The sequence below is a fragment of the Thermomonas hydrothermalis genome, from assembly GCF_900129205.1.
In the GTDB taxonomy this organism is placed as follows: Bacteria; Pseudomonadota; Gammaproteobacteria; order Xanthomonadales; family Xanthomonadaceae; genus Thermomonas; species Thermomonas hydrothermalis.
This window is the reverse complement of record NZ_FQUK01000002.1, coordinates 34,312-60,115: the sequence shown is the minus strand read 5'-3', so window position 1 is coordinate 60,115 and position 25,804 is coordinate 34,312. Positions and strand designations below refer to the sequence as shown.

The following is a 25,804-nucleotide window of genomic DNA, read 5'->3' as shown; positions in this document are numbered from 1 at the left end:
TCCGATCCGATGCACTGCCCGTTCTGCCAGCACACCGAGACGCGGGTGATCGACTCGCGGGTCAGCGATGACGGCGCCACCATCCGCCGGCGCCGTGGCTGCGAGGCATGCGGCGAACGTTTCTCCACGCTGGAGACCATCGAACTCAAGCTGCCGGCGATCATCAAGAACGACGGTCGGCGTGAGTCGTTCGACGTGCGCAAGCTGCGCGCTGGCCTGGAGCGCGCCCTGCAGAAGCGGCCGGTGTCGGAGTCGCAGGTTGACGCGGCCGTGCATGCGGTGGTGCATGCCGTCCGCTTGACTGGCGAGCGCGAGCTGCCATCGCGCCGGGTTGGCGAATTTGTGATGGAGCAGCTGCGCAAGCTCGACCATGTGGCCTACGTGCGCTTTGCGTCGGTGTATCGCAGCTTTCAGGACGTGGCCGACTTCCGCGAGGAACTCGATCGGCTGGAGCGCGAGCTGCCCAGCGAAGGTCAGTTGCCGTTGCTGGAGCTTGGCGGGCCGCAGCCGGAGCGACAGCGATGAGTTTTTCCGCCACCGACCACGCGCTGATGGCGCGTGCCTTGCGGCTGGCCGAGCGCGGTGCCTACACCACCCGTCCCAATCCGATGGTGGGCTGCGTGCTGGCCCGCGACGGCGAGGTGGTCGGCGAGGGCTGGCACCAGCGCAAGGGTGGGCCGCATGCGGAAGTGTTCGCCCTGCGCGCAGCGGGGGAGCGGGCGCGCGGGGCTACCGCTTATGTCACCCTCGAGCCCTGCGCCCATCACGGCAGCACGCCGCCCTGTGCGGATGCCCTGATTGCCGCCGGCGTGGCCCGGGTGGTGGCGGCCATGCGCGACCCGTTCCCGCAGGTCGATGGCGCAGGCTTTGCGCGTCTGCGTGCGGCCGGCATCGTGGTCGAGTATGGACTGCTGGAGGCGCAGGCACGCGAGTTGAACCGCGGCTTCCTGGCGCGCATCGAACGCGGCCGGCCGTGGCTGCGGGTGAAGCTGGCCATGAGCCTGGATGGCCGCACCGCCTTGGCCAACGGTGAATCGAAATGGATCACCGGCGAAGCCGCGCGTGCCGACGTCCAGCGTTGGCGTGCCCGCAGCGGCGCCCTGCTGACCGGCGCCAGAACCGTGCTGGCCGACGACCCGCAGTTGACCGTGCGTCTGCCCGATACCGAGGTGGTGCCGCCGCTGCGGGTGGTGCTGGATCCGGGGCTGGTTTCCCTCGGCCGCAGCCGGGTGCGCGAGGGCGATGCGCCAACCCTCTATGTGCATGCCCCCGACGCCTGCATCCCGCAGGACATGGCGGTGGCGCATGTGGCGGCCCCGGTGCGCGGTGCCCGGTTGGATCTTGCGGCAGTACTGCGCCTGCTGGCGGAGCGCGGCATCAACGAGGTGCAGGTGGAGGCCGGCCCCACCCTGGCGGGCGCCTTCCTGCAGGCGGGATTGGTGGACGAGCTGCTGCTGTACGTGGCACCGGTGTTGCTGGGTGCCAAGGCGCGACCGCTGCTGGACGGCTTGGCCATCGACACGATGGCGCAACGCCTGCGCATGTCCCTGCTGGACAGCCGTCAGGTTGGCGAGGATCTGCGCCTGCTGCTGCGCCCGCAGGCCGACCCGGCCGCTGCCGCAGGCACGGGCCAGGGTTGACCCGGCGCGGTGCTACACTGCGCGCGCCGGGTGACCGGCATTGCACACACGAAGAAACGTCTTCAGGGCGGGGTGGAAGTCCCCACCGGCGGTAGGCACGGTGCGCCGTGCGAGCCCGCGAGCGCTTCCCGCCACCGGGAAGGTCAGCAGACCCGGTCAAATGCCGGGGCCGACGGTCACAGTCCGGAAGAAAGAAGACGCATCCGCACGGCGTGGTTGCCGTGGGGTCTGCGCGCGCCTTGCGGGCGTTTCCCGGACACGGGACAAACGCCATGTTCACAGGATTGATCGAAGGAGTGGGCCAGCTGCTGGCGCGCGAGATGCGCGGCGGCGATGCCCGTCTTGTCATTGCCACCGGCAGCCTGCCGTTTACCGATGTGCGGCTGGGGGAAAGCATTGCGGTCAACGGCTGCTGTCTGACCGTGGTGGCGTTTGCCGACGATCGTTTCGACGTCGATGCCTCCAGCGAAACCCTGGCGCTGACCACATTGGGGCGGCTGCCGGTGGGGACGCCGCTCAATCTGGAGCGTGCGCTGCGTCCGAGCGACCGCTTGGGCGGGCATCTGGTCAGCGGCCATGTCGATGGGCTGGCCATCGCCGAGCGGTGCTGGGACGATGCACGCGCGGTGCGCTGGCGGTTTGCCCTGGCGCGACCGCTGCTGCGCTATGTCGCGCCCAAGGGGTCGATCTGCGTGGACGGGGTCAGCCTGACCGTCAACGCAGTGGACGCGGACGGTTTCGAGGTGGCGCTGATTCCACATACCGTCGCCCATACCGCCTTCCACGCGCTGCAGCCGGGGACCGAGGTCAACGTCGAGGTGGACCTGTTGGCGCGCTACCTGGAGCGACTGCGCAGTACGGAGGGCTGGGCATGAGCTTTGCGAGCATCCCCGAGCTGCTGGACGAGCTGCGCGCCGGGCGCATGGTGGTCGTGGTCGATGATGAGGATCGCGAGAACGAAGGCGATCTGATCATGGTGGCCGAGCTGGTCCGGCCGGCCGACATCAACTTCATGGTCACCCACGCACGCGGCCTGGTATGCCTGGCGCTGACCCGCGAGCGCTGCGCCCAGCTTGGGCTGGGGCCGATGGTGCGCGACAACACCTCGCCGCATCACACCAACTTCACGGTCAGCATCGAGGCCGCCGAAGGCGTGACCACCGGCATTTCCGCCTATGACCGCGCCCATACCATCCGCACGGCCGTGCGTCCGGATGCCAAACCGTCTGATCTCACCCAGCCTGGCCACATTTTTCCGTTGATGGCCCAGCCCGGTGGCGTGCTGTCACGCGCCGGTCACACCGAAGCGGCCAGCGATCTGGCCCGGCTGGCCGGGTTCGAGCCGGCCGGGGTGCTGGTGGAAATCCTCAACCCCGATGGCAGCATGGCGCGCCGGCCGCAGCTGGAAGTGTTCGCACGCGAGCATGGGTTGAAGATCGGTTCGATCGAAGACCTGATCCGCTACCGGCTGGAAACCGAGCACACGGTCGAGCGCATTGACAGTCGCGCTATTGAGACCGATCACGGCCCGTTCCTGCTGCACACCTACCGCGATCGCGTCAGTCACGGCCTGCATTTTGCGCTGGTCCGCGGCGAAGTGGCCGGGGATGCGCCGGTACTGGTGCGCGTGCAGACGCAGAATCCGCTGGCCGATGCCCTGCATTGGCGGCGCGCCGATTTCGGGCCGCTGGTGGGCGACGTGCTGGCGCTGATCGCCGAGGAGGGGCGCGGCGTGCTGGTGCTGCTGGCGGATTCCTTCGATCCAGAGGCGGTACTGGCGCGCATCCGCGCCCAGCCAGCGCCGGCACCCACCCGCGCCGGTGTGCTGGCGGAATGGCGACGCACCGGTGCCGGTTCGCAGATCCTCGCTGACCTGGGCGTGCATCGCCTGCGTGTGCTGGGGACGCCGCGCCGTCAGGTCGGTCTGGCCGGGTACGGGTTGCAGGTGGTGGACTACGTGGCGATGCCGGCGCGGTAAACTTGCCAGCCCGATTCATGGCCGATGCCGATGTCCCATTTCGAAGGTCAGCTGCGCCCGCCGCCGCAGGCGCGTTTTGCCATCCTGGCCAGCCGCTGGAACCCACGCATCGTCGATGCGCTGGTGACCTCGGCGCGTGCCACCCTGCTGGCCAATGGCGTGGCGGAGGAGGCGATCGACGTGGTGCGGGTGCCGGGCGCCTGGGAGTTGCCGGTGGCCGCGCGCATCCTGGCGCAGGGCGGTCGTCATGCCGCCATCATCGCCTTGGGCTGCGTGGTGCGCGGTGACACCCGCCATTACGAGCAGGTTGCGGACGGCGCCGCGCAGGGGCTGATGCAGGTGGCGTTGACCAGTGGCGTGCCGGTGCTCAACGGCGTGCTGGCGGTGGAGCGGTTTGAGGATGCCCTGGCCCGCGCCGGCGGCAGCCATGGCAACAAGGGCGAAGAGGCAGCGCTGGCAGCCATCGAGATGGCCGATCTCTGCCGCGCCCTGCAGGAGGTTCGTGCATGAAATTCCGACGTCGTCCCGATGGCATCGATCCCGTCCTGCGCGCGCGTGCCCGCAGGCGCGCTCTGCAGGCGATCTATGCCTGGCAGGTCAGCCGCCCGGACGAGCGCGCCCTGCTGGCCCAGTTCGCACACGAGCAGGCGCACGAACAGGCCGACTTGGAATATTTCGAAGACCTGATCCGCGGCGTGCTGCGCCATGTGCAGGCGATTGATGCGGCGCTGGCCCCGCACCTGGATCGCAGCATCGACGAGGTCGATCTGGTCGAACGTGCGGCGCTGCGGATTGCCGGTTACGAGCTGCTGCACCGTCCGGATGTGCCGTACCGGGTCGTGATCAACGAAGCCATCGACGCCACCAAACGGTTCGGTGCCGAGCACGGCCACACCTACGTCAACGGCGTGCTGGACAAGGCCGCCGCCGCGCTGCGCGGCGTGGAAGCCAAAAAGTAATCCTGCCGTTCCCGCCCGCACGGGAACGGCCTGCACCGCATCGCGCATGGCCGAGTTCGACCTGATCGCCCGCATCCGCCAGCGCGTCGTCTTGCGCGACGACGTGGTGCTGGGCATCGGCGACGACGGCGCATTGCTGGCACCGCCGCCGGGCCAACTGCTGGCGGTGACCATGGACACGCTCAACGCGGGCGTGCATTTCCCCCCGGAAACGGCGCCGGCCGACATTGGCTGGAAGGCGCTGGCGGTGAATCTGTCCGACCTGGCCGCGATGGGTGCAGAACCCGCCTGGTGCACGTTGTCGCTGACGTTGCCGCGGGCCGATACCGCGTTCGTGGATGGCTTCTGCGATGGCTTTCTTGCCCTCGCAGCGCAGCACGGCGTGGCGCTGGTCGGTGGCGATACCACCCGCGGGCCGCTGTCGGTGTCGATCACCGCACACGGGTTCGTGCCGGCAGGCGCGGCCCTGCGCCGCGATGGCGCCCGCATCGGCGACGAGGTCTGGATCAGTGGCACCCTGGGCGATGCCGCGGGCGCGCTACGGCACTGGCAGGCCGGTGCGCCGATGACGCCGGCCCTGCGCGACCGGCTCGACCGGCCCACCCCGCGGGTGGCGCTGGGGCAGGCGCTGCGGGGGCTGGCCAGCGCCTGCATCGACATTTCCGACGGGTTGCTGGCTGACCTCACCCACATCTGCCGCGCCAGCGGGGTTGGCGCGGAGATCGATATCGACGCATTGCCGGCCAGCGACGCCCTGCGTTCCGCTTTCGATGCCGACGTCCGCCGTACCTTGCAGGCGACGGGCGGCGACGACTACGAATTGTGCTTCACCGTGCCACCGGCGAAGTGCCCGGCCGTGCAGGCCCTGGTGGCGCAGTTGTCACTGCCGCTGACGCCGGTCGGTCGGATCGTGCCGGGCACCGGTGTGCACTGCCCCGGTCTTAGCCCGGGCGCCAGCGGGTATCAGCATTTCGTTTGAAGCGGCGGCAACAGCTTGCCCGGATTGAGGATGCCGTCCGGGTCGAACGCCTGCTTGATGGCGTGCATCGCGGCCAGCGTGGCCGGGTCGTAAGCACGGGCCATGAAGTCACGTTTGGACAGGCCGATGCCGTGCTCGCCGGACAGGGTGCCGCCCAGCGCCAGCGCCAGTTCGAACACGCGCGGCAGCGCGGCGTGTGCGCGGGCGGTTTCATCGGCATCGTCGGGGTGATAGAGCAGGTTGACGTGCAGGTTGCCGTTACCGGCGTGGCCGAAGACCACGATGGTCAGCGCGTAGGCATCGGCCAATGCCTCCACACCAGCCACCAGATCGGGGATGCGCGAGACCGGCACCACCACGTCCTCGTTGATCTTGCCGGGAGCGATGCTGCGCAGTGCCGGCGACAGCGCACGCCGCGCCGCCCACAGGCGCTCGCGCGCGGCGCCATCGGTGGCGACGTCCAGGTCCAGCAGGCCGTCGCCCTCGGCGGCGTGCCCGAAGGCGGCCAAGGCGTCGGGCAGGGTTTCGTCGCTGCCTTCGGCGTCGATCAGCAGGAGGGCACCGGCCTCGGGCAGATCAATGCCGTGGCGGCGCAGCAGGCCCAGGCTGCGCCCATCCATGAACTCCAGCACTGCCGGCACGGCCGGCTGGGCCATCAGCCGCGAAACCGCCGCCGCGGCGCAGGTGGCATCGCGGTAGAAGGCGCGCACCGTGGCCTGTGCCTGCGGACGCGGCGCCAGCTTCAGCGTGGCTTCCACGATCAGCGCCAGGGTGCCTTCGCTGCCGATCAGGAGCCGGGTCAGGTCGTAGCCGGCGGAGGCCTTAGTGTAGGCGCCGCCGGCGCGGATCAGGTCGCCGGTGCCGGTGACGGCAACCAGCCCCAGCACGTTGTCGCGGGTGGCGCCGTATTTCACCGCGCGCGGGCCGCCGGCATTGGTGGCGAGATTGCCGCCGACCGTGCAGCTGTCGGCACTGGACGGGTCCGGTGGCCAGAACAGGCCGTGCGGGGCCAGCGCCGCCTGTAGCGCGCCGTTCAGGACGCCGGGTTCCACCACCGCGCAGCGGTCGGCGGTGCGGACATCGAGGATGCGGTTCATGCGGGCAAACGACACCGCGATGCTGCCATCCACCGGAACCGCAGCGCCGGTGGTGCCGGTGCCGGCGCCGCGTGCCACCAGCGGCACGCCGTGCGCACGGCAGGCGCGCACCAGTGCCTGCACCTGCTGGCGTGTCTGCGGCAGCGCCACGGCAGCGGGCAACTGCTGACGGCGGGAGTCGTCGCTGGCGTGGGCGGTGCGGCTGTCCAGGTCGGTGCGCCAGCCGTCCCCCAGCACGGCGGACAGTGTGTCGATCAGGGCGGTGGGCAGCGGCATGGCATCACCCTTCGTCAGCGCGGAAGGCATCGCGCTGCCAGTCCAGCACCGGCGCGGCCGGGTCGCCACTGGCGGCAATCACGTCGAACCGGCACGGGGCGTCTGCGTGCTGCGGATGCCGGGCAAGGAAGCTCTGGGCGGCCAGGATCAGGCGGCGCCGCTTGCCGGCATCCACCGACGCCAGGCCGCCACCGAAGGCCGTGCCGGCGCGGTAGCGCACTTCCACGAACACCACCGTGCCGGCCTCGTCCATCACCAGATCCAGCTCGCCGCCACGGGCCTGGGCGTTGCGCGCCAGCAGGCGCAGCCCGTGCCCCTGCAAAAAGGCCAGGGCCGCGGCCTCCACCGCGGCCCCACGGCCGCGTCGGTCGGGTTCAGGGCGTGGCATCGGTGACGGGAACCGGTACGCCGCCGGAAAAGCGCGACCAGCCGGGGCGACGGACGACCATGCCAAACGCGTCCAGGCTGAGCCGGCCGGTGGCCCCGGTCAGGGTGGTCTGCGGCTGCCGTGCCAGGGATTCCAGCATGCCGGTCAGTTGCCAGGCATCCAGCCCGAAGGCGAACAACCGGGCCGCTGGCCCCTGTGCGGTGTCCACCCGGGCCGCCGCTTCGCGCTGCGTCGGCAGGCTGGGGATGCGCTGCGCCAGCCACGGCTCGGTCGGGAACAGGGTGCCGTCCAGTGCGGCATCCTGGGTGGGGTTGCCGGTGCCCTGGGTGATCTGCGAGCCGGCATAACGCGGCAGCCCGGCTAGATTGGCCAGCGCCAGCTGCGGCACCACGACACGCGCCTGCGCGCCTTTGAGCAGCAGCAGCACGGCATCCGGGTGCGCCTGCTGGGCCGCGCTGGTCAGGGAATCGGTCATTGCCGGCGCATAGGCCAGTCGGCTCACCTGCACATTGCGCTGTTGCAGCCGGGCCTGGGCGGTGGCCGCCGTGCGACGTTGGGCGTCATCGTCGCCGACGATCAGCAGCACGTGCCGGTAGTGGCCTTCGAGCAGCGCTTCGGCCAGGCTGACCCCTTCGTCTTCCGGCGAGAGCGAGAAGGCCGCGCTGCCTTCCGGCGGCATGTGCTCGCCACGGTTGAGGGCCAGCAGGGGCAGCGGCGGGGTATCGGCGAACACCGCATCCACGTCTTCGCGGATCAGTGGGCCGACGGCGGCATCGTTGCCGTCGGCGGCGGCGCGTGCCAGGGCCGCGCGCACCCCGCCGGTGGTGTCGTAGAAGCGCACCTGTGGCCTGGGCCGGTTGCTGTTGTAGTAGCCGGCCAGGTAGCCGTCACGAACCGCTGCGGCTGCCGGCGCCTGTGGCCCGGTCAAAGGCAGCAGAACCGCCACCCGCAGCGGCGGGCGCCAGCCGTCGCTGGCCGCTGGCGGGCGGTCGGCCGCGCCGAAACGGAACTCGCTCTGGCTGAGCGGGTGCGGCAGCGGCAGTCCGCGCTGTTGCAGCACGCGGGCGACGAAGGGGTACAGCGGGTCGTTGGCCGACAGGCGGGCGGCGTCACGGGTCAGGGTGGCGTCGTCCAGGCCGGCCAACAGCTGCAGGATGGCCTCGGCGTTGTCGCGGCGCGCCGGGCCGGTCAGCGCTGCGTGACCGGCGGCCAGGGTTTGCGCCTGCACGGTGGCGGCGGCGTAGGGCGGCGGAGGCGGCGCTTTCGGGGCGACGGTGGTGCAGCCGGCCAGCGCCAGCAGCAGGACAAGACTCGCAAATCGGATCAGGGCCACAGGCGTGGGCGCTCGCAGGGGGAACCGGCTAGGATTCTAGCCCGCGCCCTCATCCAAGGCAGGCATGCAGACTTCCGGAACGCTGTACGTGGTCGCCACGCCCATCGGCAATCTCGGCGACATCAGCCCGCGCGCACTCGACACACTGCGCAGCGTCGCCGCCATCTGCGCCGAGGATACCCGCCGCAGCGGCCAGCTGTTGGCGCAGTTCGGCATCGCCACCCCGCTGCTTGCCCTGCACGAGCACAACGAGGAGGCGCTTGCCCAGCGGCTGGTGGCGCGTTTGCGGGCGGGGGATTCGCTGGCGCTGGTGAGTGACGCCGGCACGCCGCTGGTGTCCGATCCAGGCTACCGGCTGGTGCGTGCCGCCCGCGCGGCGGGCGTGAAGGTCAGCCCGGTGCCGGGGCCGAGCGCGTTGGTGGCGGCTTTGAGCGTGGCTGGTCTGGCCAGCGACCGGTTCGTGTTCGAGGGCTTCCTGCCGGCCAAGGCGTCGGCCCGGCGGGAGCGTCTGCAGGCGCTGGCGGGCGAGCCACGCACGCTGATCTTCTACGAAGCCTCGCACCGTATTGTCGAGACCCTGGCCGACATGGTGGCCGCATTCGGCGGTGAACGTCCGGCGGTGCTGGCGCGCGAGCTGACCAAGCTGTTCGAGACCGTGCTCGATGGCGATCTGGCCACCCTTCAGGCCCGGGTCGAGACGGACGCCGATCAGCGCAAGGGCGAGTTCGTGGTGCTGGTGCAGGGGGCCGGCGAGGCGGCGGACGCCAAGGTGGCGGAAGGCCGGCGCCTGTACGCCAGGCTCAAGGAGCATCTACCGCCTTCGACGGCGGCGAAGCTGGCCGCCGAACTGTCCGGCGCCCCGCGCAAGGCGTTGTATGGCGGTGAATGAACACCCGCCTTGCGGCAAGCCTTCGGGCTGCGCATGGAGAGGGTGAAACACGTAAGATGACCGCGGCGGAGTCGGCTAGGCAGTCGCGTCATCCTTTCAGGATGCCGAGGAAAGTCCGGGCTCCACAGGGCACGGTGCCAGGTAACACCTGGGCGGCGCGAGCCGACGGAAAGTGCAACAGAAAGATACCGCCTAAGCCTGCGCAAGCAGGCCGGCAAGGGTGAAATGGTGCGGTAAGAGCGCACCGCGAGTCTGGTAACAGACCGGCACGGCAAACCCCACCGGGAGCAAGACCAAATAGGGAGACGATGAGGCGGCCCGCCGAGTCTCCGGGTAGGTTGCTTGAACGTAGCGGTGACGCTGCGTCGAGAGGAATGACTGCCGCGGCGCGCAAGCGCCGACAGAACCCGGCTTATCGGCCGGCTCCGCCGCTTTTTCGCGCTGATGTGCGATGCGTGATGCGCAATGCGATCTCGCTTGCCCCCGCCGTGGCCGATCGGAATCTCCAAGTGCGGAGATGTCAGGGTTTCTCTTCGTTGCCGATGTCACGGAACACCCAGAACCGGCTCACAAGCCAGGTCAGTGCGGCGACCAGGATCAGTACGATGCCCAGCAGCACGGCATAGCCCAGATCACTGAGCTTCAGGGCTAGCGCATAGGTCGCTTCATTGATGGCAAAGCCCAGTGCCGAAAGCAGAAAGAATCGCCCGGCCGCATGATGCACAGGGACACTGTGACCGCGGAAGGTGAGGCAATGGTGACCTGCGAATGAAACCCCGAACGCGGTCAGCCAGCCAACCCCATTCGCTGCCAGAGGGTGGAAGGCGAGGCGCTCGACCAGTGCCACGGCGACAAGCCAGTGAATGGCACTGGCAACACCGCCGACGGCGATGAACAGAAACGGACGCGACTGCGGCAGCGGGGGTGCGGGCATGGGGTGAGTGGGCCGGTCAGTCGGCGGTTTCCAGCCGGGTTTCGCCTGCGAACACGCCCTCGGGGCCGAACCGGCGTTCGATGATCGTCGCCCGGCCATCCTGTTCCATCAGCACCACTGTGCTGGCGCGGGTGCCGTAGTGGGCGCCGCGGATGAAGGCGGGCGAGAGTTGCCGTTCCAGCGTCAGGCCGACGCCTGTATCGGGCAGCAGATCGTCTTCGGCAGGTGTCGGATCGGCCAAGGCCTGCCATAGCGGCGCAAGCGTTTCGTCGCCGCCACGGGCCCACTGGGTCAGGGTGGCGCGCAGGCGGCGCACTTTGGGCCAGTCGGCGTCCAGCGGCCCGTTGGAAAAGCCGTGGATGCCTGCCAGAAGCGGACGCGTGTGGAAGTCCGGGTGGTTGCCGAGGTACAGGCAGGATGTGCGATCGGCCACCAGCAGATTGAACGGGGCATAGCGGTTGGCGTGCGGTGCCAGTGCATCGGCGAAATCCTGCGGGCGCTGCTGGCTCGACAAAAACCCGACCGGGAGCATGCCGCGGGACGGGCCGGTGTGCGGTGGCGGCAAGCCCTGCCGCACATTGGTGACCACCGCGACCCGACCAGACCGGTCCAGTCCCAGCCAGGTGCCGCCCGCCTGCAGATCCCGGCCGGCCAGGATCGGCGTGTCCGGCCAGGCGGCGAGCGGTGCCGTGGGGCGGGCATGGGCCTCATCGCGATTGCCCAGCAAGACCAGTGGCCAGCGCGGGTGGATGTGGAGGGCGAGTGCGACCAGGCACATGGCGGCATTGTGCCGGCTGTGCACAGGTCGTTTTGTTGCGCCGCAGCATTCGGTGTGTTGGCGTCAGTCGTCCTGCCCGGTTCGGTAGGGGCGCTGGGCGCGATTTTGAAAACATGAGCCGGAACATAAGCTTGTGGATAAACCTTGAACAACTTCTTGAAGTCTTGCGCAAGTCATTGACCGGGCTTGGGAAATTTCCTGCACAAAGGTGTTGACAGTTGTGGATTGCCTGTTATCGTGGGGTTCCGTGGGAAACCCGGGGAAAAAGTGGTTTTCTCGGGATGAACTCCGCGGCAGACGGGGCAGGCAACAGGCAATGTTTCACGGCGAGACCGCCATCACGATCGACGACAAGGGCCGGCTGGCGATTCCGACCGCCTACCGGGAGCTGGTCGCGCGCGAGTGCGGCAACCGTCTGGTGGTGACCTACAGCCCGTTCGACACCGATGCGCTCTACATCTACCCCTTCCATGTCTGGGAGGAGTTGCGGCGCAAGGTGAACGCGCTGCCCAAGGCCAAGCGCGCCAATCGCATCCTGCAGTTCAAGCTGGTCGGCGCGGCCACCTTCGTGGAGCCGGATAGCAATGGCCGGATCTCGCTGCCGGCCAGCCATCGCGCGGCGGTCGGCATCGAGCGCAAGGCGGTGTTGCAGGGCAGTGGCGACAAGTTCGAGCTGCGCAGCGAGCAGGCACATCTGAGTCAAGTCCATCAGGTGCTCGGTGACGAGGACATGGACGACGACGTGCTGGGTCTGCCGTTGTGATGGGCGGTGGCGCGGGCAACGCGTCCGCCCACCTCCCGGTGATGTTTGCCGAGGTCATGGACGGTCTGGCGGTGAAAGGGGATGGACGCTATCTGGATGGCACGTTCGGGCGTGGTGGACACGCACGCGGCGTGTTGCAGCGGCTGGGGCCGCAAGGGTGCCTGCTGGTGATGGACAAGGACCCGGAGGCAATCGAAGAAGCCAGGCGGCTGGCGGCTGCCGATGCGCGACTGCGCTGGCGTCAGGGCAGCTTTGCCACGTTGGCGGCGTGGGAGGACACCGCGCCGGGGTTGGATGGCGTGCTGTTCGATCTGGGGGTGTCCTCGCCGCAGTTGGATGTGGCCGAGCGCGGGTTTTCCTTCACCCGGGATGGTCCGCTGGATATGCGGATGGATCCGGGCGCGGGTGAAAGCGCGGCCGACTGGCTGGCGCGCGCCAGCGAGGCCGAGATTGCCGACGTGCTCTGGCGGTATGGTGAAGAACGCCACAGCCGGCGGATTGCGCGGGCGATCGTGGCGCAACGCCGACAGGCGCCGCTGCTGCGCACGGCGCAGCTCGCCAGTGTGATCGCCTCGGTGTTGCCACGTGGCGATGGCCGCATCCATCCGGCTACGCGCAGCTTCCAGGCGATCCGCATTCACATCAACCGCGAGCTGGCTGATCTTGAGGCCGGGCTGGCGGCGGCTGTCGATCGGCTCAAGCCCGGCGGCCGGCTGGTGGTGATCAGCTTCCACTCACTGGAAGACCGCATCGTCAAACAGTTCATGGTGGCGCAGGCCAAGGCGCCGCCGGTTCGTCGGCGGCTGCCGGAAGCGGTGCCTTTCGTGCCGCGTCTGCGTCTGGTGGGCGGTGCGCAAAAGGCGGGCGAGGCCGAGCTGGCCGCCAATCCGCGTGCCCGCAGCGCAGTGCTGCGCGTGGCCGAGAAGCTGGAGGTGGCGGCATGATGCGCGGGTTTGTCATTGCCGCCCTGGTGCTGGCCAATGTGGTCACCGCGCTACTGATCGTGCGCGATCGGCACGCACATCGTGAGGCATTCATCGAGCTGACCCGGCTGGAGAAGCAGCGCGACGAGCTCAATATCGAGTTCAGCCGGCTGCAGCTGGAACAGGCCACCTGGGCCGAGAGCAACCGTGTCGATCAGGTGGCGCGGACCCGTCTGGGCATGGTGTTCCCGCGCAGCGAAGACATCGTGGTGGTGCAGCGATGATCCGGTTCGGCAGACAACGGCAGCGTCAGGCGGGCAACGGTCCGCGCCATCCGCGCACGATACCCACGATATCGCGGGGCAGTCTGCACGGGCGGCTGAAGTTTGTCGCCATCGTGCTGGTGCTGTGCTCGCTGGCGCTGCTGGCGCGGGCGTTCAACCTGCAGGTGGTGGACCAGGCGTTCTACCGGCGCCAGGGCGATGCCCGCTTCCTGCGTGACATCCCCATCCCTGCCACCCGCGGCATGATCACCGACCGCAACGGCGAGCCGCTGGCCATTTCCACCCCGGTGGAGTCGATCTGGGCCAATCCCAAAGAGTTGCTGAAAGCGCCGGAGCGGCTGCCGCAGCTGGCGCAGGCGCTGGGTATGCCGCTGGATGAGCTGGCCAGCCGCCTGAGCGCGCGCGCCGATCGCGAGTTTGTTTATTTGAAGCGCCGCATCAATCCGGACGAGGCGGCGCGGATCCTGGCGCTGGACATTCCCGGCGTGGCCAGCCAGCGCGAGTACCGGCGGTTCTATCCGCAGGGGGAAATGCTGGCGCATGTGCTGGGCTTCACCAATATCGACGATCGTGGCCAGGAGGGGCTGGAGCTGGCCTTCGACGATTGGCTGCGGGGGACGCCCGGGATCAAGCGGGTGATCCGCGACAACAAGGGGCGGATCGTCGAAAACGTTGATCTGGTGCGGCCGGCGCAACCCGGGCACGACCTGGTGTTGAGCATCGACCGGCGCATCCAGTACCTGACCTATCGGGAGCTGCGCAACGCCATTGCCGAAACCGGCGCCAGCAGCGGTTCGGCCGTGGTGCTGGACGTGGCAACGGGGGAAGTGCTGGCGATGGCCAACCTGCCCACCTTCAATCCGAATGCGGTGGGCAGCAGCCCACGCGATGCGCACCGCAACCGCGCGGTCACCGACCTGATGGAGCCGGGCTCGACCATGAAGCCGATCACGGTCGCGGCGGCGCTGGAGGCCGGGGTGATCACCCCGACCACGCTGTTTGACACCAATCCGGGCTGGATCCCGAACGGCAAGTACCGCACCACCGATACCCATAACTACGGCGTGCTGGACACCACCGGGGTGATCCGCAAGAGCTCCAACGTCGGTGCCGCGCTGATCGCGCGTCGGCTGAGCAATGCCCAGTTCGACAGCTTCCTGCGCCGGTTTGGCTATGGCCGCAGCACCGGCAGTGGCTTCCCAGGCGAGGCGGCCGGGTTGTTCCCCACTCCCGACCGCTGGAGCGGCACCAGCAAGCAGACCATGAGTTACGGCTATGGCCTGAGCGTCACCCCGCTGCAGATCGCAGTGGCGTATGCAGCGCTCGGGAATGGCGGGCTGTTGCACCAGCCCAGTTTCGTCAAGGATCAGCACAATCCGCCGCGGCGGGTGCTGGATCCCAAGATCGCCGCGCAGGTGTTGCAGATGATGCAGACCGTGACCGAGCCGGGCGGCACCGCCACCCAGGCGGCGATCCTGGGCTATCACGTGGCGGGCAAGACCGGCACCTCGCGCAAGGCCAGTGCCGGTGGCTATTCGCGCCGGTATATCGGCTATTTCGCTGGTCTGGTGCCGGTGGATCACCCGCGCTTTGCCATGGTGGTGGCGATCAACGACCCCGACCCGACCCGCAAGGGGTATTACGGCGGTGTGGTCTCGGCGCCGGTGTTCCGCAATGTCATGGAAGGCGCGCTGCGGCTGATGGACGTGCCGCCGGATGATCTGCCGTCGTGGCTGGCCGCACAGCAGGCCGCCGAGGCCCGGCGGCAGCCCGCGGCTGGTGTGGCGCAGTCGGCGTCTGCCGCGGGTGTGGCCCGCTCGGGAGGGACGCCATGAGTGGTAATCGCGCCGTGCGCCAGATGCTCTTGGGCGAGCTGCTGCCAGAGTTGCAGGGGCTGGCCGCCGAGCTTGCCATCACCGGTCTGGTGCAGGACAGCCGTGAGGTCAAGCCAGGCGATGCGTTCGTCGCAGTCGAAGGATTTGGCGCGCACGGCTTGCATTACGCCGAAGCCGCGCGGGCGGCGGGGGCTGCGGCGGTGCTGTTCGAGCCGCCCGCGCCGCCCGGTGTGCCGGTGCCGGCGGACGCGATTCCGGTACCGCAGCTGCGCGCCCGCATGGGCGCGCTGGCCGATACCTTCCATGGCCATCCCAGTGCGGCGATGACGACGGTCGGCGTGACCGGAACCAACGGCAAAACCTCGACCGTGCAGCTGCTGGCCCAGGCCTGGACCCTGCGCGGACAAAAAGCGGGCACGGTGGGCACGCTGGGCGCCGGCATCTGGCCGCGCACGGTGCCGACCGGCTTTACCACCCCGCTGGTGTTGCGCCTGCACGCGCTGCTGGCGGAGCTGCGCGACGAAGGTGCTGCGGCGGTGGCGATGGAAGTGTCCTCGCACGCGCTCGATCAGGGCCGGGTGGACGGCGTGCATTTCGATGTGGCGGTGTTCACCAACCTCACCCGCGATCACCTCGACTACCACGGCGACATGGCGCGTTACGGCGCGGCCAAGGCCAAGCTGTTCGACTGGCCGGGCCTGCGCGCAGCGGCGGTCAACTTGGACGATGCCTTCGGGCGCGAACTGTTTGCGGCCGTGCAGGGCAAGGTGCGGGCGCTGGGCTTTTCTTCGCGCGGGGCCGCCGGTGCCAGCGTGCGGGCGGAAGACCTGGTGCTGGATGCCCATGGCATCGCATTCATGCTGCACGCCGGTGGACAGGCGCACCCGGTGCGCTCGCCGTTGCTGGGACGCTTCAACGTGGACAACCTGCTGGGTGTCGCCACGACCCTGTTTGCGCTCGACATGGCCCCGGCATTGATCGCCGAGACGCTGTCCCGGCTGGCGCCGGTGGATGGCCGGATGCATCGGTTGGGCGGCGAGGGTGGCTTGCCACTGGTGGTGGTGGATTACGCCCACACCCCCGATGCGCTGGAGCAGGCCCTGACCTCACTGCGTGCGCACACCGCCGGGCGCTTGCTGTGCGTGTTCGGTTGCGGCGGTGAGCGCGATACCGGCAAACGCCCGCAGATGGGTGAAATCGCCGCGCAACTGGCCGATGCGATCATCGTCACCGACGACAACCCGCGTGGCGAGGATGGTGAGGCGATCGTGGCCGGCATCCTGGCTGGCATTTCTGACCGGGCCCGGGTGCGGGTGCAGCGTGATCGGGCCGCTGCGATTGCTGCGGCGATCGCGGACGCCGGCACCGAGGATGTGGTGCTGATCGCCGGCAAGGGGCATGAGCCGTACCAGGAGATCGCCGGGGTGCGGCATCCGTTTTCGGATATCGAGGTCGCCCGCCAGTGCCTGCAGCAGCGTGCGCAGGAGGTGCAGGCATGAAACCGCGTTCGCTCGCCTGGATTGCCCAGGTCACTGCCGGTCGGCTGTATGGCGATGATTGCCACGTCGATGCGGTCGCCACCGATACCCGCGCACTGCCTGGTGGGCAGGCCCTGTTCGTGGCGCTCAAGGGCGAACGCTTCGACGGGCACGACCATGTGGCGGCAGCCGCCACAGGTGGGTGCGTGGCGGCGATGGTCGACAGGCCGCTCCCGCAGGCACTGCCGCAGGTGGTGGTGGACGACACCCAGTTGGCCCTGGGCCGGTTGGCTGCCGCCGTGCAGGCCGAACGCGACACCCAGGTGCTGGCGGTGACCGGCAGCAATGGCAAGACCACCGTCAAGACCCTGCTGGCCTCGATTCTGCAGACGCTGGGGCCGGCCTATGCCAATCCCGGCAACCGCAACAACGAGATCGGTTTGCCGCTGGCCGTGCTGGAGGCGCCTGACGACGCCCGTTTTGCGGTGTACGAAATGGGCGCCGGCAAGCCCGGCGATATCGCCTACCTGTGCGCCATCGCCCGCCCGCGGGTGGCGCTGGTCAACAACGTCGGCGCCGCCCACTTGGAGCGCATGGGCAGCCTGCTCGGGGTCGCCCAGACCAAGGGCGCCATCTATGAGGCACTGCCGAGCGACGGGGTGGCGGTGATCAATGCCGACGACGCGTTTGCGCTGTATTTCCACGAGCGCCTGCACGGGCGGCGGGTGATCCGCTTTGGTCTGGACGCCAGCGCCGAGGTCACCGCTCGCGACATCCGGGCCGGCCTGGACGGTGCCCGTTTCACCCTGTGTCTGCCGCAGGCCGAAATCGAAGTGGCGCTGCCGCTGGCAGGTCGTCACAACGTGCGCAATGCACTGGCGGCAGCGGCGATGGCGTGGGCGGTCGGCGCCACTGCCGAACAGATCCGGGCCGGGCTGGAGCACAGCCCGCGCGTCGCCGGCCGGCTGGCGTTGCATCGCCTGCGGGGTGGCATCACGGTGATCGACGACAGCTACAACGCCAACCCAGGGTCGCTCAAAGCCGCCATCGACACGCTGGCGGAGAGTGCCCAAGCGTCCTGGCTGGTGCTGGGCGACATGCGCGAGTTGGGCAGCGAGGAAGTGGCGCTGCATGCCGAGGCAGGGGCTCAGGCCCGCGCGGCCGGGATCGCCCGGCTGTTCACGCTGGGGCCGTTGAGCGCGCACGCGGCCACCGCGTTCGGCGCCGGGGCGGCGCAGTTTGCCAGCCACGAGGCGTTGTTGCAGGCGCTGTGCGAGGCGCTGCATCCGGGCGTGCAGGTGCTGGTGAAAGGGTCGCGCGGCAGCGCGATGGATCGAATCGTGGCCGGGCTGCTGGCATGGGATGCCGGGCGCACCGGGGAGGACACCGAACATGCTGTATGAACTCGCGCGCTGGCTCTTGCATGGGCATGTGAGCCTGTTCAACTACCTCACCTTCCGCGCCATCCTGGCGGCGTTGACCGCCTTGGGGCTGGCGCTGTGGTGGGGGCCGGGGATGATCCGCTACCTGGCCGGGCTCAAGAGTGGCGGTCAGCCGATTCGTCAGGACGGCCCGCAGTCGCATTTCTCCAAGGCCGGCACGCCGACCATGGGCGGTGCCTTGATCCTGCTGTCGATCGCGGCGTCGGTGCTGCTCTGGGCGGACTTGCGCAACAAGTACGTGTGGGTGGTGCTGGCGGTGATGCTGGGGTTTGGCGCGATCGGCTGGGTGGATGACTGGATCAAGATCGTCAAGCGTGACCCCAACGGCATGCGTTCGCGGACCAAATACGCACTGCAGTCACTGCTGGGCCTTGCCGCCGGGATTTATCTGTATGCGAATGCCGATGTGGCGGCGGCCACGACGTTCTACCTGCCGCTGTTCAAATCGGTGGCGCTGCCGCTGGCCGGTGTCGGCTTCGTGGCGATCGCGTATCTGTGGATCGTCGGCTTTTCCAATGCGGTCAATCTCACCGACGGGCTGGATGGGTTGGCGATCATGCCGACCGTGCTGGTGGCCTGTGGTCTGGGCGTGTTCGCCTATGCCTCGGGCAATGCCACCTTTGCCCACTACCTGCAGATTCCACGGGTGCCTGGGGCCGGTGAGTTGATCATCATCTGCACCGCCATCGCGGGTGCCGGGCTGGGCTTTCTGTGGTTCAACACCTATCCGGCGATGGTGTTCATGGGTGACATCGGTGCGCTGGCGCTGGGTGCGGTGCTGGGCACCATCGCCGTGATCGTGCGGCAGGAACTGGTGCTGGTGTTGATGGGCGGCATCTTCGTCATCGAAACGTTGTCGGTGATGATCCAGGTGGCCAGCTTCAAACTCACCGGCAAACGTGTGTTCCGGATGGCGCCGATTCACCACCACTTCGAACTCAAGGGCTGGCCGGAGCCGCGGGTGATCGTGCGCTTCTGGATCATCAGCGTGGTGCTGGTGCTGGTCGGTCTTGCCACGTTGAAGGTGCGCTGATGGCGACGCTGATGTACGACGGCGCAGCACAGGCCACCCGCCTCGACGAAATCGGCGGGCGGTTTGATCCGTGGCTGCTCGGCGCGGTGGTGGCCCTGGTCTGCCTGGGCGTGGTGATGGTCGGCTCGGCGGCCATTGCCGGCGCCGGGCAGAACGTCGGTCACTGGTACTTCCTGAGCCGGCATCTGTTGTATGTCGGTGCGGGTATCGGGCTGGCACTGGTGTTGATGCGCACCGAGCTCAAGCAGATCGAACAGCTCAGCCTGTGGCTGCTGGGAGCGTGTGTGGTCGCCCTGCTGGTGCTGTGGATTCCGCACGTGGGCAAGACCATCAACGGCGCCCGCCGCTGGCTCAACCTGGGCCCGGCCAGCTTCCAGGTGGTGGAGATGGTCAAGGTGTTCTACCTGATCTGGCTGGCCAGCTACCTCAAGCGCTACAGCGAAGAAGTGGCGGAGATCTGGTACGCCATGCTCAAGCCGGTCGGGGTGGTGGGGGTGTTGGTGCTGCTGTTGTTGCTGCAGCCCGACTTCGGGTCATCGACGCTGCTGGTTGGGATCACCCTATGCATGCTGCTGCTTGGGGGGGCGCCGATCTCGCGCCTGATTGCGCCGGTGCTGGTGCTGATCCCCGGGTTTGTGGCGCTGGTCATTTTCGAGCCGTACCGGGTGCGGCGGTTCGTCTCGTTCATGGACCCCTGGCAGGATCAGCTCGGCGCCGGCTATCAGCTCAGTAATGCGTTGATGGCGATCGGGCGAGGCGAGTGGTTCGGGGTCGGACTGGGCGGTTCGGTGCAGAAGCTGTCCTACCTGCCGATGGCGCATACCGACTTCATTTTTTCGGTGATCGCCGAAGAGCTTGGCCTGGTCGGAGTGACGCTGGTGATCGCGCTGTATGCGCTGCTGGTCGGGCGCGCGTTGTGGCTGGGGATGAAGTGTGTGGAGATGCGGCGCCACTTCTCCGGCTATCTGGCGTTTGGCATCGCCCTGTGGATGGGTGTGCAGAGCTTTATTTCGATGGGGGTCAACCTCGGCATCCTGCCGACCAAGGGCCTGACCCTGCCGCTGGTGTCCTATGGCGGCTCCAGCGTGGTGATGACCTGCGCGGCGATGGGGCTGCTGCTGCGGGTGTCCTGGGAATACGAGCGCGCGGTTCGTCAGGTGGCCCGGCGCAAGGCGACAGGGGCGACGGCAGCGGTCATGCCCGCAGTGGGGCCGGCACGCTCGGACATGGCATCGACGCCGGTGCGGACACAGGCAGCATCTGCCGCCCGGACACGGACGGAAACCCCGGCGCAGGCCGCCTTGCGGAGGGCACGATGAGCACGCCCCACGCACGTGTGATGGTGATGGCCGGGGGAACCGGCGGCCATATTTTTCCTGGCCTTGCGGTGGCGCAGGCGTTGCGCGATCGCGGTGTTGAAGTGTGCTGGCTGGGGGCCGCTGGTGGCATGGAGACACGGCTGGTCCCACCGGCTGGCATTGCCATCGACACCCTCAGCATCGCCGGTGTGCGTGGCAAAGGCGTGCGGACGCTGCTGGGCGCGCCGTGGCGCATCCTGCGTGCGGTGCGCGAGGCCGTCCGTGTGCTGCGCACGCGTCGGCCGGCAGCCGTGATCAGCTTCGGCGGCTATGCCGCAGGCCCGGGTGGGATTGCCGCACGTCTGTTGGGCATTCCGCTGCTGGTGCATGAGCAGAACCGTGCGCCCGGTCTGACCAACCGCGTGTTGGCCCGGCTGGCGGCGCGGGTGCTGGTCGGCTTCCCGCAGACCTTTGCGAATGAGTTGCACGTGGGTAACCCGGTGCGCGCCGCGATCGCTGCGCTGCCGCCGCCCGAGCAGCGTGGTCTCGACCATGCCGGCCCGATGCGCCTGCTGGTGCTGGGCGGCAGCCAGGGTGCGCGCGCCCTCAACGATGCAGTGCCACGGGCGTTGGCCGCGGCCGGTCTGGCAGTGGAGGTCTGGCACCAGGCCGGCGAGAAACTGCTGGATGAGGCGCGCAACGCCTATGCCGATGCAGGTGTGGCTGCGCGCGTGGAGCCGTTCATCACCGACATGGCCGCAGCCTACGGCTGGGCCGATCTGGTGGTCTGCCGCGCCGGTGCGCTGACCTTGGCCGAACTGTGTGCAGCCGGTGTCGGCAGCGTGCTGGTGCCATTCCCACAGGCGGTGGATGACCACCAGACCCGCAATGCCGAGTATCTGGTCGAGCGTGGCGCGGCGCGTCTGCTGCCGCAATCGCCGACGCTGGCGGAGCAGCTGCGGCCGGTGTTGGCCGGGCTGGCCGCTGACCCGAGACAACGGCTGGCGATGGCGCAGGCGGCGCGCGCACTGGCGCGGCCGGATGCCGCCGCCCGCGTGGCCGACGTCACGCTTGATGTGCTGTCCAGGACGTCTTCGACATGAGCCTTCACCGCTTCCATCTCCGGCAACTCGACAACCCGGCACGCAGCCTGCCGCGCGTGCATTTCGTCGGCATCGGCGGGGTCGGCATGAGTGGCATCGCCGAGGTGCTGAGCACGCTGGGCTACCAGGTCAGCGGCTCCGATCAGGCCGACAATGCCGTCACCCGTCGGCTGGCCTCGTTGGGCATCACCATCTACAAAGGACACGCCTCGGCCAATGTGCTGGACGCCGAGTGCGTGGTGGTGTCCAGTGCCATCCGCCCCGACAACCCGGAGCTGCTGGAAGCGCGTGCGCAGCGCATTCCGGTGGTGCCGCGCGCGGAGATGCTGGCCGAGCTGATGCGCTTCAAGCGCGGGGTGGCAGTGGCCGGCACCCACGGCAAGACCACCACCACTTCACTGGTGGCCAGCGTGCTGGGCGAGGGTGGGCTGGACCCGACCTTCGTGATCGGCGGCAAGCTGCTGGCAGCCGGCGCCAATGCGCGACTGGGCAAGGGCGACTGGCTGGTGGCCGAGGCCGACGAGAGCGACGGCAGCTTTTTGCGTCTGAATCCGGTGGTGGCGGTGATCACCAACATCGACGCCGATCATCTGGAGAACTATGGCGGCGATTTCCAGCGAGTTCGGCAGGCATTTGCCGAGTTCCTGCACCGCTTGCCGTTCTACGGGCTGGCCGTGCTGTGCATCGACGATCCGGAAGTAGCGCAGCTGGCGCGCGACATGCCCCGGCATGTCATCACCTACGGGCTGTCGCCGGAGGCCGACGTGCGCGCAGCCGACGTGCGTCAGCAGGGTGCCCGCATGCAGTTCACGCTGTGCCTGCCGGATGGCAGCCGCACCGCTTGCACGCTGGCGCTGCCGGGGCGGCACAACGTCCAGAATGCGCTGGCCGCGGCCGCCATTGGTTGGCAGCTGGGCGTTTCCAATGACGCGATGGCACGGGCTCTGGAAAACTTCCAGGGCATCGGCCGGCGCTTCAACCAGCTGGCCACGCTCGCGCTGCCTGAGGGGGGCGAGGTGATCCTGGTCGATGACTATGGTCACCACCCGCGCGAGCTGGCAGCGGTATTCGAGGCGGCGCGTGGCGGCTGGCCGGAACGGCGCCTGGTGGTGGCTTTCCAGCCGCACCGCTACACCCGCACGCGCGATCTGTTCGATGAGTTCGCGGCGGTGCTGTCGGGAGTCGATGCCCTGCTGCTGACCGAGGTGTACCCGGCCGGCGAGGCGCCGATTGCGGGGGCCGATGCCAAGTCACTGGCACGCTCGATCCGCACCCGTGGTCGGGTCGATCCGGTGATGGTGGGCAGTGCGGCGGAGCTTACCGCGGCGTTGCCTGGAGTCCTGCGCGATGGCGACCTGCTGCTGATGATGGGCGCCGGTGACATCGGCGCCGTGGCGCAGCAGCTCGCACGCACCGGGCTGGCAGGAGGTGGCGCATGACCGTGACGGTGACGCCGCTGCGCGTGCGCGACCCGGCCGCGTTTGGTCGGGTGGTGGTGCTGCTGGGCGGCAGCAGCAGTGAACGCGCGGTATCGCTGGAATCCGGCCGCAACGTGCTGGACGCGCTGCGCGCCCGCGGGATCGACGCGCATCCCCTGGATGGCATCGACGCCCTGCGGCAGGCGCTGGTGCAGGGCGAACGCATCGACCGCGTGTTCAACGTCCTGCACGGCAATCGCGGTGGTGGCGAGGACGGCGTGTTGCAAGGACTGCTGGAGGCGTTTGCGATTCCCTACACCGGCTCCGGTGTGCTGGGCAGCGCGCTGACCATGGACAAGATCCGCACCAAGCAGGTGTGGATGGCATCCGGGCTGCCAACGCCCGAGTTCGTGCGGCTGGCGCCAGGCGACGATCTGCGTGCGGCGGTCTTCCGGCTTGGGTTGCCGGTGTTCGTCAAGCCGTCGTGCGAAGGCTCCAGCGTGGGTGTGGCGCGGGTGCAGACCGAGGCCGATATCGACACCGCCATTGCCGTGGCGCGCGCCTACGGCGGCGAAATGTTGATGGAACAGATGGTCGTGGGCGATGAGCTGACCGTGGGCATCCTCGGTGATGTCGCGCTGCCGTCGATCCGCATCGTGCCCAAAGGCGGCTGGTACGACTACAACGCCAAGTACGTTGCCGAGGACACCCAATACCTCTGCCCAGGGCTGGAGGGTACCGACGAGGAGGCGATTCGCACGCTTGCACTGGCAGCATTCCGCGCTGCCGGCTGCAGCGGCTGGGGCCGGGTCGATGTGATGCGCGCACGCGCCGATGGCCGGCTGTATCTGCTCGAGGTCAATACCGCCCCTGGCATGACCAGTCATTCGCTGGTGCCCAAGGCCGCCGCCCAGCTGGGCATCGGGTTTGAAGAACTGTGCTGGCGCATTCTGGAGCAGACCCTGTGAGTGCGATGACGCGCCTGCTGCTGTGGTTGCTGGCTCTGGTCACCGTGGCCTTGCCGGTGGTCGGCGTGGTGGATGGCTGGTGGCTGACCGACCGCTTCCCGCTGCGCACGCTGCGTGTGCAGGGTGAGTTGAGGTACGTGGATCAGGCTCAGCTGCGCGCCACCGTGCTGCCGTATGCGCGACACGGGTTTTTTGCAGTGCCGCTGGATCAGGTGCAGGCCGCCGTCCGGCAGCTGCCGTGGGTGGAGCAGGTGCAGGTACGCAAGCAGTGGCCGGATGTGCTGGAACTGCGGATCCGCGAGTACCGGCCATTTGCACGCTGGGGCAATGGTCTGCTGCTGTCCGAGCATGGCCAGCTGTTCCCGCCGGGGCGTGCGCAGGTGCCCGCCGGGCTGCCGCTGCTGGATGGCCCGCCGGGGCGCGTACCGGACGTGGTGGCGCTGTACAACCAGGCACGTGAGGTGCTGGCCAAGGTCGGTGGCGTGCAGGGCGTGGCGATCGATCGGCGCGGTAGCTGGTCGCTCACCCTGGCCGACGGCACCCAGGTGGTGCTGGGTCGCAATGACGCGCCGGCGCGCCTGCAACGCTTTGCCGACCTGCTGCCGCAATTGCTGGCGCAGAACCCGCAGCGCCGGCTGCTGCGCGCAGACCTGCGCTACACCAACGGATTTGCCCTGAGCTGGGGTACGGCAACGTCGACAGACACGCCGGCACCAGCGGCTTCCCCCACTCTGAAGACAGCATCCAGAACATGAACCGGAAAGGCGACAAACCCTTAGTCGTTGGCCTCGACATCGGCACCTCCAAGGTGACCGCGCTGGTCGGCGAATACGCACCGGGCGAGCCGGTGGAAGTGATCGGGATCGGCTCCCACGAATCACGCGGCATGCGCCGCGGGGTGGTGGTCGATATCGACACCACCGTGGAATCGATCCAGCGCGCGGTGGAAGAGGCCGAGCTGATGGCCGGCTGCGAAATCACCAGCGCCTACGTGTCGATTTCCGGCAGCCACATCCAGTGCCGCAACTCGCAAGGCGTGGCGCCGGTGCGCGAAGGCGAGGTGACCCAGGCCGATCTCGATCGCGTGCTGGATGCCGCCAAGGCGGTGGCGATCCCGTCCGATCAGCGCATCCTGCACGCGGTGCCGCGCGAGTATGTGCTGGACAACTCGCAGGAGGGCATCCGCAATCCGGTTGGCATGACCGGCGTGCGGCTGGAAGTGCACGCGCACCTGGTCACCTGCACCCAGTCGGCTGCGCAGAACATCACCAAATGCGTGCAGCGCTGTGGCTTGCAGGTGGACGAGCTGATCCTGTCGGCGCTGGCGTCCAGCACGGCCGTGCTGACCGCCGATGAGCGCGAGCTCGGCGTGCTGCTGGTGGACATGGGGGCTGGCACCACCGATATCGAAGTCTTCGTCGGTGGCGCTGTCGCCCATAGCGCCAGCCTGCCGATCGCCGGCGACAAGGTCACCGAAGACATCGCGCACATGCTGCGCACCCCGACGCCGTACGCGGAGGAGATCAAGGTCAAATACGCCTGTGCGCTGGCGCAGTTGGCGCGCGCCGAGGAAAGCATCCAGGTGGAAAGCGTGGGCGACCGCCCGCCGCGTCGGATGCCCCGGCATTCACTGGCGCAGGCCGTGCAGGCCCGCTACGAAGAGATCTTCGAGCTGGTGCAGGCCGAGCTGCGCCGCTCCGGTTTCGAACAGCGGGTGCGCGCCGGCATGGTGCTGACTGGTGGTGCCGCAAAGATGGAAGGTGTGGTCGAGCTGGCCGAGGAAATCCTGCAAATGCCGGTGCGGATCGGCATTCCGCAGTATGTCGGCGGGCTTGGTGAGGTGGTGGGCAACCCGGTGCATGCCACCGGGGTCGGTCTGCTGCTGATGGGGGCGCGCATGGAAAGCCCGAAGAAGCGCGCCACGCTGCCCACCGCCAAGGTGGGTGGGGTGTTGGGCAAGGCGTTGAAGTGGTTCCGCGGTGAGTTCTGACGGCGACTCCGCGCAGGC

At 68.6% G+C, this 25,804-nt stretch carries 26 protein-coding genes, 1 other RNA gene and 1 riboswitch; of the genes, 22 read left to right on the top strand and 5 right to left on the bottom strand.

Annotated elements, in window-relative coordinates; translation table 11 throughout:
• Positions 1 to 9 precede the first annotated feature (9 nt).
• The 7 genes from nrdR (at position 10) to thiL (ending at position 5,556) form a co-directional block, all read left to right on the top strand.
• Positions 10 to 525 (top strand): transcriptional regulator NrdR, encoded by a 516-nt coding sequence (gene nrdR / locus BUA29_RS00920; protein WP_072754759.1) that lies wholly within the window; start codon positions 10 to 12, stop codon positions 523 to 525.
• Positions 522 to 1,640 carry a bifunctional diaminohydroxyphosphoribosylaminopyrimidine deaminase/5-amino-6-(5-phosphoribosylamino)uracil reductase RibD gene (gene ribD, locus BUA29_RS00915; RefSeq protein ID WP_072754758.1) on the top strand — a complete coding sequence of 373 codons (1,119 nt, stop codon included), beginning with the start codon at positions 522 to 524 and terminating at the stop codon, positions 1,638 to 1,640. The genes nrdR and ribD overlap by 4 nt, the downstream gene beginning before the upstream one ends.
• A 54-nt stretch (positions 1,641 to 1,694) precedes the next feature.
• A riboswitch (FMN riboswitch) is annotated at positions 1,695 to 1,843 on the top strand.
• Between the two features lie 69 nt (positions 1,844 to 1,912).
• Complete coding sequence (locus BUA29_RS00910; protein WP_072754757.1) at positions 1,913 to 2,515, top strand: riboflavin synthase; 603 nt, start codon at positions 1,913 to 1,915, stop codon at positions 2,513 to 2,515.
• Positions 2,512 to 3,618, top strand: a complete 1,107-nt coding sequence (ribB, locus tag BUA29_RS00905; protein WP_072754756.1) for a 3,4-dihydroxy-2-butanone-4-phosphate synthase — start codon at positions 2,512 to 2,514, stop codon at positions 3,616 to 3,618. The genes BUA29_RS00910 and ribB overlap by 4 nt, the downstream gene beginning before the upstream one ends.
• Positions 3,619 to 3,648: 30 nt before the next feature.
• Positions 3,649 to 4,128, top strand: coding sequence for a 6,7-dimethyl-8-ribityllumazine synthase (gene ribH / locus BUA29_RS00900; RefSeq protein ID WP_072754804.1), 480 nt, complete (start codon positions 3,649 to 3,651; stop codon positions 4,126 to 4,128).
• Positions 4,098 to 4,577, top strand: a complete 480-nt coding sequence (gene nusB, locus BUA29_RS00895; RefSeq protein ID WP_072754755.1) for a transcription antitermination factor NusB — start codon at positions 4,098 to 4,100, stop codon at positions 4,575 to 4,577. The genes ribH and nusB overlap by 31 nt, the downstream gene beginning before the upstream one ends.
• Positions 4,578 to 4,623: 46 nt before the next feature.
• Positions 4,624 to 5,556 (top strand): thiamine-phosphate kinase, encoded by a 933-nt coding sequence (gene thiL / locus BUA29_RS00890; RefSeq protein ID WP_072754754.1) that lies wholly within the window; start codon positions 4,624 to 4,626, stop codon positions 5,554 to 5,556.
• Here thiL and BUA29_RS00885 read toward each other — a convergent pair.
• From BUA29_RS00885 to BUA29_RS00875, 3 genes are read right to left on the bottom strand one after another with little or no spacing between them, the layout of a single operon-like run.
• Positions 5,541 to 6,929, bottom strand: a complete 1,389-nt coding sequence (locus BUA29_RS00885) for an FAD-binding oxidoreductase (RefSeq protein ID WP_072754753.1) — start codon at positions 6,927 to 6,929, stop codon at positions 5,541 to 5,543. The two genes, thiL and BUA29_RS00885, sit on opposite strands and share 16 nt — an antisense overlap.
• Before the next feature lie 4 nt (positions 6,930 to 6,933).
• Positions 6,934 to 7,317, bottom strand: coding sequence for a YraN family protein (locus tag BUA29_RS00880; RefSeq protein ID WP_072754752.1), 384 nt, complete (start codon positions 7,315 to 7,317; stop codon positions 6,934 to 6,936).
• On the bottom strand, positions 7,304 to 8,650 hold the full coding sequence (locus BUA29_RS00875) for a penicillin-binding protein activator (protein ID WP_072754751.1): 1,347 nt from the start codon (positions 8,648 to 8,650) through the stop codon (positions 7,304 to 7,306). Before BUA29_RS00875 ends, BUA29_RS00880 begins: the two co-directional genes overlap by 14 nt.
• A 64-nt stretch (positions 8,651 to 8,714) precedes the next feature.
• On the opposite strand from BUA29_RS00875, the gene rsmI reads away from it, so the two are divergent.
• Together rsmI and rnpB are read left to right on the top strand one after the other, a co-directional pair.
• On the top strand, positions 8,715 to 9,539 hold the full coding sequence (gene rsmI, locus BUA29_RS00870) for a 16S rRNA (cytidine(1402)-2'-O)-methyltransferase (protein ID WP_072754750.1): 825 nt from the start codon (positions 8,715 to 8,717) through the stop codon (positions 9,537 to 9,539).
• Positions 9,540 to 9,606: 67 nt separating this feature from the next.
• Positions 9,607 to 9,970: RNase P RNA component class A (rnpB, locus tag BUA29_RS00865), an RNA gene on the top strand.
• Positions 9,971 to 10,059: 89 nt separating this feature from the next.
• Here the strand turns inward: rnpB and BUA29_RS00860 are convergent.
• Positions 10,060 to 10,473, bottom strand: coding sequence for a GtrA family protein (locus tag BUA29_RS00860; protein ID WP_072754749.1), 414 nt, complete (start codon positions 10,471 to 10,473; stop codon positions 10,060 to 10,062).
• A gap of 16 nt (positions 10,474 to 10,489) precedes the next feature.
• Positions 10,490 to 11,251 carry an NRDE family protein gene (locus BUA29_RS00855; protein ID WP_072754748.1) on the bottom strand — a complete coding sequence of 254 codons (762 nt, stop codon included), beginning with the start codon at positions 11,249 to 11,251 and terminating at the stop codon, positions 10,490 to 10,492.
• Positions 11,252 to 11,567: 316 nt separating this feature from the next.
• Between BUA29_RS00855 and BUA29_RS00850 the strand changes: the two genes are divergently transcribed.
• Genes BUA29_RS00850 through ftsA form a run of 13 tightly spaced genes read left to right on the top strand, consistent with a single transcriptional unit; the run spans position 11,568 to position 25,786 of the window.
• Positions 11,568 to 12,014 carry a division/cell wall cluster transcriptional repressor MraZ gene (locus BUA29_RS00850; protein ID WP_072754747.1) on the top strand — a complete coding sequence of 149 codons (447 nt, stop codon included), beginning with the start codon at positions 11,568 to 11,570 and terminating at the stop codon, positions 12,012 to 12,014.
• Positions 12,014 to 12,958, top strand: coding sequence for a 16S rRNA (cytosine(1402)-N(4))-methyltransferase RsmH (gene rsmH / locus BUA29_RS00845; protein WP_072754746.1), 945 nt, complete (start codon positions 12,014 to 12,016; stop codon positions 12,956 to 12,958). Before BUA29_RS00850 ends, rsmH begins: the two co-directional genes overlap by 1 nt.
• The gene (gene ftsL, locus BUA29_RS00840; protein WP_072754803.1) at positions 12,958 to 13,221 is read left to right on the top strand and encodes a cell division protein FtsL; all 264 of its coding nucleotides are present in this window, start codon (positions 12,958 to 12,960) and stop codon (positions 13,219 to 13,221) included. The genes rsmH and ftsL overlap by 1 nt, the downstream gene beginning before the upstream one ends.
• Positions 13,218 to 15,056, top strand: coding sequence for a peptidoglycan D,D-transpeptidase FtsI family protein (locus BUA29_RS00835; RefSeq protein ID WP_072754745.1), 1,839 nt, complete (start codon positions 13,218 to 13,220; stop codon positions 15,054 to 15,056). Before ftsL ends, BUA29_RS00835 begins: the two co-directional genes overlap by 4 nt.
• Before the next feature lie 23 nt (positions 15,057 to 15,079).
• Positions 15,080 to 16,555 (top strand): UDP-N-acetylmuramoyl-L-alanyl-D-glutamate--2,6-diaminopimelate ligase, encoded by a 1,476-nt coding sequence (locus BUA29_RS00830; RefSeq protein WP_072754744.1) that lies wholly within the window; start codon positions 15,080 to 15,082, stop codon positions 16,553 to 16,555.
• Entirely contained in the window at positions 16,552 to 17,937 is a 1,386-nt protein-coding gene (locus BUA29_RS00825) for a UDP-N-acetylmuramoyl-tripeptide--D-alanyl-D-alanine ligase (protein WP_072754743.1), read from the top strand. The genes BUA29_RS00830 and BUA29_RS00825 overlap by 4 nt, the downstream gene beginning before the upstream one ends.
• Positions 17,927 to 19,009 carry a phospho-N-acetylmuramoyl-pentapeptide-transferase gene (gene mraY, locus BUA29_RS00820; RefSeq protein WP_072754742.1) on the top strand — a complete coding sequence of 361 codons (1,083 nt, stop codon included), beginning with the start codon at positions 17,927 to 17,929 and terminating at the stop codon, positions 19,007 to 19,009. Before BUA29_RS00825 ends, mraY begins: the two co-directional genes overlap by 11 nt.
• 11 nt (positions 19,010 to 19,020) lie before the next feature.
• Complete coding sequence (ftsW, locus tag BUA29_RS00815) at positions 19,021 to 20,328, top strand: putative lipid II flippase FtsW (RefSeq protein WP_072754802.1); 1,308 nt, start codon at positions 19,021 to 19,023, stop codon at positions 20,326 to 20,328.
• Complete coding sequence (murG, locus tag BUA29_RS00810; protein WP_072754741.1) at positions 20,325 to 21,410, top strand: undecaprenyldiphospho-muramoylpentapeptide beta-N-acetylglucosaminyltransferase; 1,086 nt, start codon at positions 20,325 to 20,327, stop codon at positions 21,408 to 21,410. Before ftsW ends, murG begins: the two co-directional genes overlap by 4 nt.
• Entirely contained in the window at positions 21,407 to 22,849 is a 1,443-nt protein-coding gene (gene murC / locus BUA29_RS00805) for a UDP-N-acetylmuramate--L-alanine ligase (protein WP_072754740.1), read from the top strand. Before murG ends, murC begins: the two co-directional genes overlap by 4 nt.
• Complete coding sequence (locus BUA29_RS00800; RefSeq protein ID WP_072754739.1) at positions 22,846 to 23,796, top strand: D-alanine--D-alanine ligase; 951 nt, start codon at positions 22,846 to 22,848, stop codon at positions 23,794 to 23,796. Before murC ends, BUA29_RS00800 begins: the two co-directional genes overlap by 4 nt.
• Before the next feature lie 5 nt (positions 23,797 to 23,801).
• The gene (locus BUA29_RS00795; protein ID WP_245770469.1) at positions 23,802 to 24,551 is read left to right on the top strand and encodes a cell division protein FtsQ/DivIB; all 750 of its coding nucleotides are present in this window, start codon (positions 23,802 to 23,804) and stop codon (positions 24,549 to 24,551) included.
• Positions 24,548 to 25,786, top strand: a complete 1,239-nt coding sequence (gene ftsA, locus BUA29_RS00790; RefSeq protein ID WP_072754737.1) for a cell division protein FtsA — start codon at positions 24,548 to 24,550, stop codon at positions 25,784 to 25,786. The genes BUA29_RS00795 and ftsA overlap by 4 nt, the downstream gene beginning before the upstream one ends.
• Positions 25,787 to 25,804 lie beyond the last annotated feature (18 nt).

Excerpts from the sequence above, each read along its gene's own strand:
- nrdR (WP_072754759.1), top strand. The coding sequence starts at position 10 with ATGCACTGCCCGTTCTGCCAGCACACCGAGACGCGGGTGATCGACTCG.
- ribD (WP_072754758.1), top strand. The coding sequence starts at position 522 with ATGAGTTTTTCCGCCACCGACCACGCGCTGATGGCGCGTGCCTTGCGG.
- BUA29_RS00910 (WP_072754757.1), top strand. The coding sequence starts at position 1,913 with ATGTTCACAGGATTGATCGAAGGAGTGGGCCAGCTGCTGGCGCGCGAG.
- ribB (WP_072754756.1), top strand. The coding sequence starts at position 2,512 with ATGAGCTTTGCGAGCATCCCCGAGCTGCTGGACGAGCTGCGCGCCGGG.
- ribH (WP_072754804.1), top strand. The coding sequence starts at position 3,649 with ATGTCCCATTTCGAAGGTCAGCTGCGCCCGCCGCCGCAGGCGCGTTTT.
- thiL (WP_072754754.1), top strand. The coding sequence starts at position 4,624 with ATGGCCGAGTTCGACCTGATCGCCCGCATCCGCCAGCGCGTCGTCTTG.
- BUA29_RS00885 (WP_072754753.1), bottom strand. The coding sequence starts at position 6,929 with ATGCCGCTGCCCACCGCCCTGATCGACACACTGTCCGCCGTGCTGGGG.
- BUA29_RS00880 (WP_072754752.1), bottom strand. The coding sequence starts at position 7,317 with ATGCCACGCCCTGAACCCGACCGACGCGGCCGTGGGGCCGCGGTGGAG.
- rsmI (WP_072754750.1), top strand. The coding sequence starts at position 8,715 with ATGCAGACTTCCGGAACGCTGTACGTGGTCGCCACGCCCATCGGCAAT.
- BUA29_RS00860 (WP_072754749.1), bottom strand. The coding sequence starts at position 10,473 with ATGCCCGCACCCCCGCTGCCGCAGTCGCGTCCGTTTCTGTTCATCGCC.
- BUA29_RS00855 (WP_072754748.1), bottom strand. The coding sequence starts at position 11,251 with ATGTGCCTGGTCGCACTCGCCCTCCACATCCACCCGCGCTGGCCACTG.
- BUA29_RS00850 (WP_072754747.1), top strand. The coding sequence starts at position 11,568 with ATGTTTCACGGCGAGACCGCCATCACGATCGACGACAAGGGCCGGCTG.
- rsmH (WP_072754746.1), top strand. The coding sequence starts at position 12,014 with ATGGGCGGTGGCGCGGGCAACGCGTCCGCCCACCTCCCGGTGATGTTT.
- ftsL (WP_072754803.1), top strand. The coding sequence starts at position 12,958 with ATGCGCGGGTTTGTCATTGCCGCCCTGGTGCTGGCCAATGTGGTCACC.
- BUA29_RS00835 (WP_072754745.1), top strand. The coding sequence starts at position 13,218 with ATGATCCGGTTCGGCAGACAACGGCAGCGTCAGGCGGGCAACGGTCCG.
- BUA29_RS00830 (WP_072754744.1), top strand. The coding sequence starts at position 15,080 with ATGCTCTTGGGCGAGCTGCTGCCAGAGTTGCAGGGGCTGGCCGCCGAG.
- BUA29_RS00825 (WP_072754743.1), top strand. The coding sequence starts at position 16,552 with ATGAAACCGCGTTCGCTCGCCTGGATTGCCCAGGTCACTGCCGGTCGG.
- mraY (WP_072754742.1), top strand. The coding sequence starts at position 17,927 with ATGCTGTATGAACTCGCGCGCTGGCTCTTGCATGGGCATGTGAGCCTG.
- ftsW (WP_072754802.1), top strand. The coding sequence starts at position 19,021 with ATGTACGACGGCGCAGCACAGGCCACCCGCCTCGACGAAATCGGCGGG.
- murG (WP_072754741.1), top strand. The coding sequence starts at position 20,325 with ATGAGCACGCCCCACGCACGTGTGATGGTGATGGCCGGGGGAACCGGC.
- murC (WP_072754740.1), top strand. The coding sequence starts at position 21,407 with ATGAGCCTTCACCGCTTCCATCTCCGGCAACTCGACAACCCGGCACGC.
- BUA29_RS00800 (WP_072754739.1), top strand. The coding sequence starts at position 22,846 with ATGACCGTGACGGTGACGCCGCTGCGCGTGCGCGACCCGGCCGCGTTT.
- BUA29_RS00795 (WP_245770469.1), top strand. The coding sequence starts at position 23,802 with ATGACGCGCCTGCTGCTGTGGTTGCTGGCTCTGGTCACCGTGGCCTTG.
- ftsA (WP_072754737.1), top strand. The coding sequence starts at position 24,548 with ATGAACCGGAAAGGCGACAAACCCTTAGTCGTTGGCCTCGACATCGGC.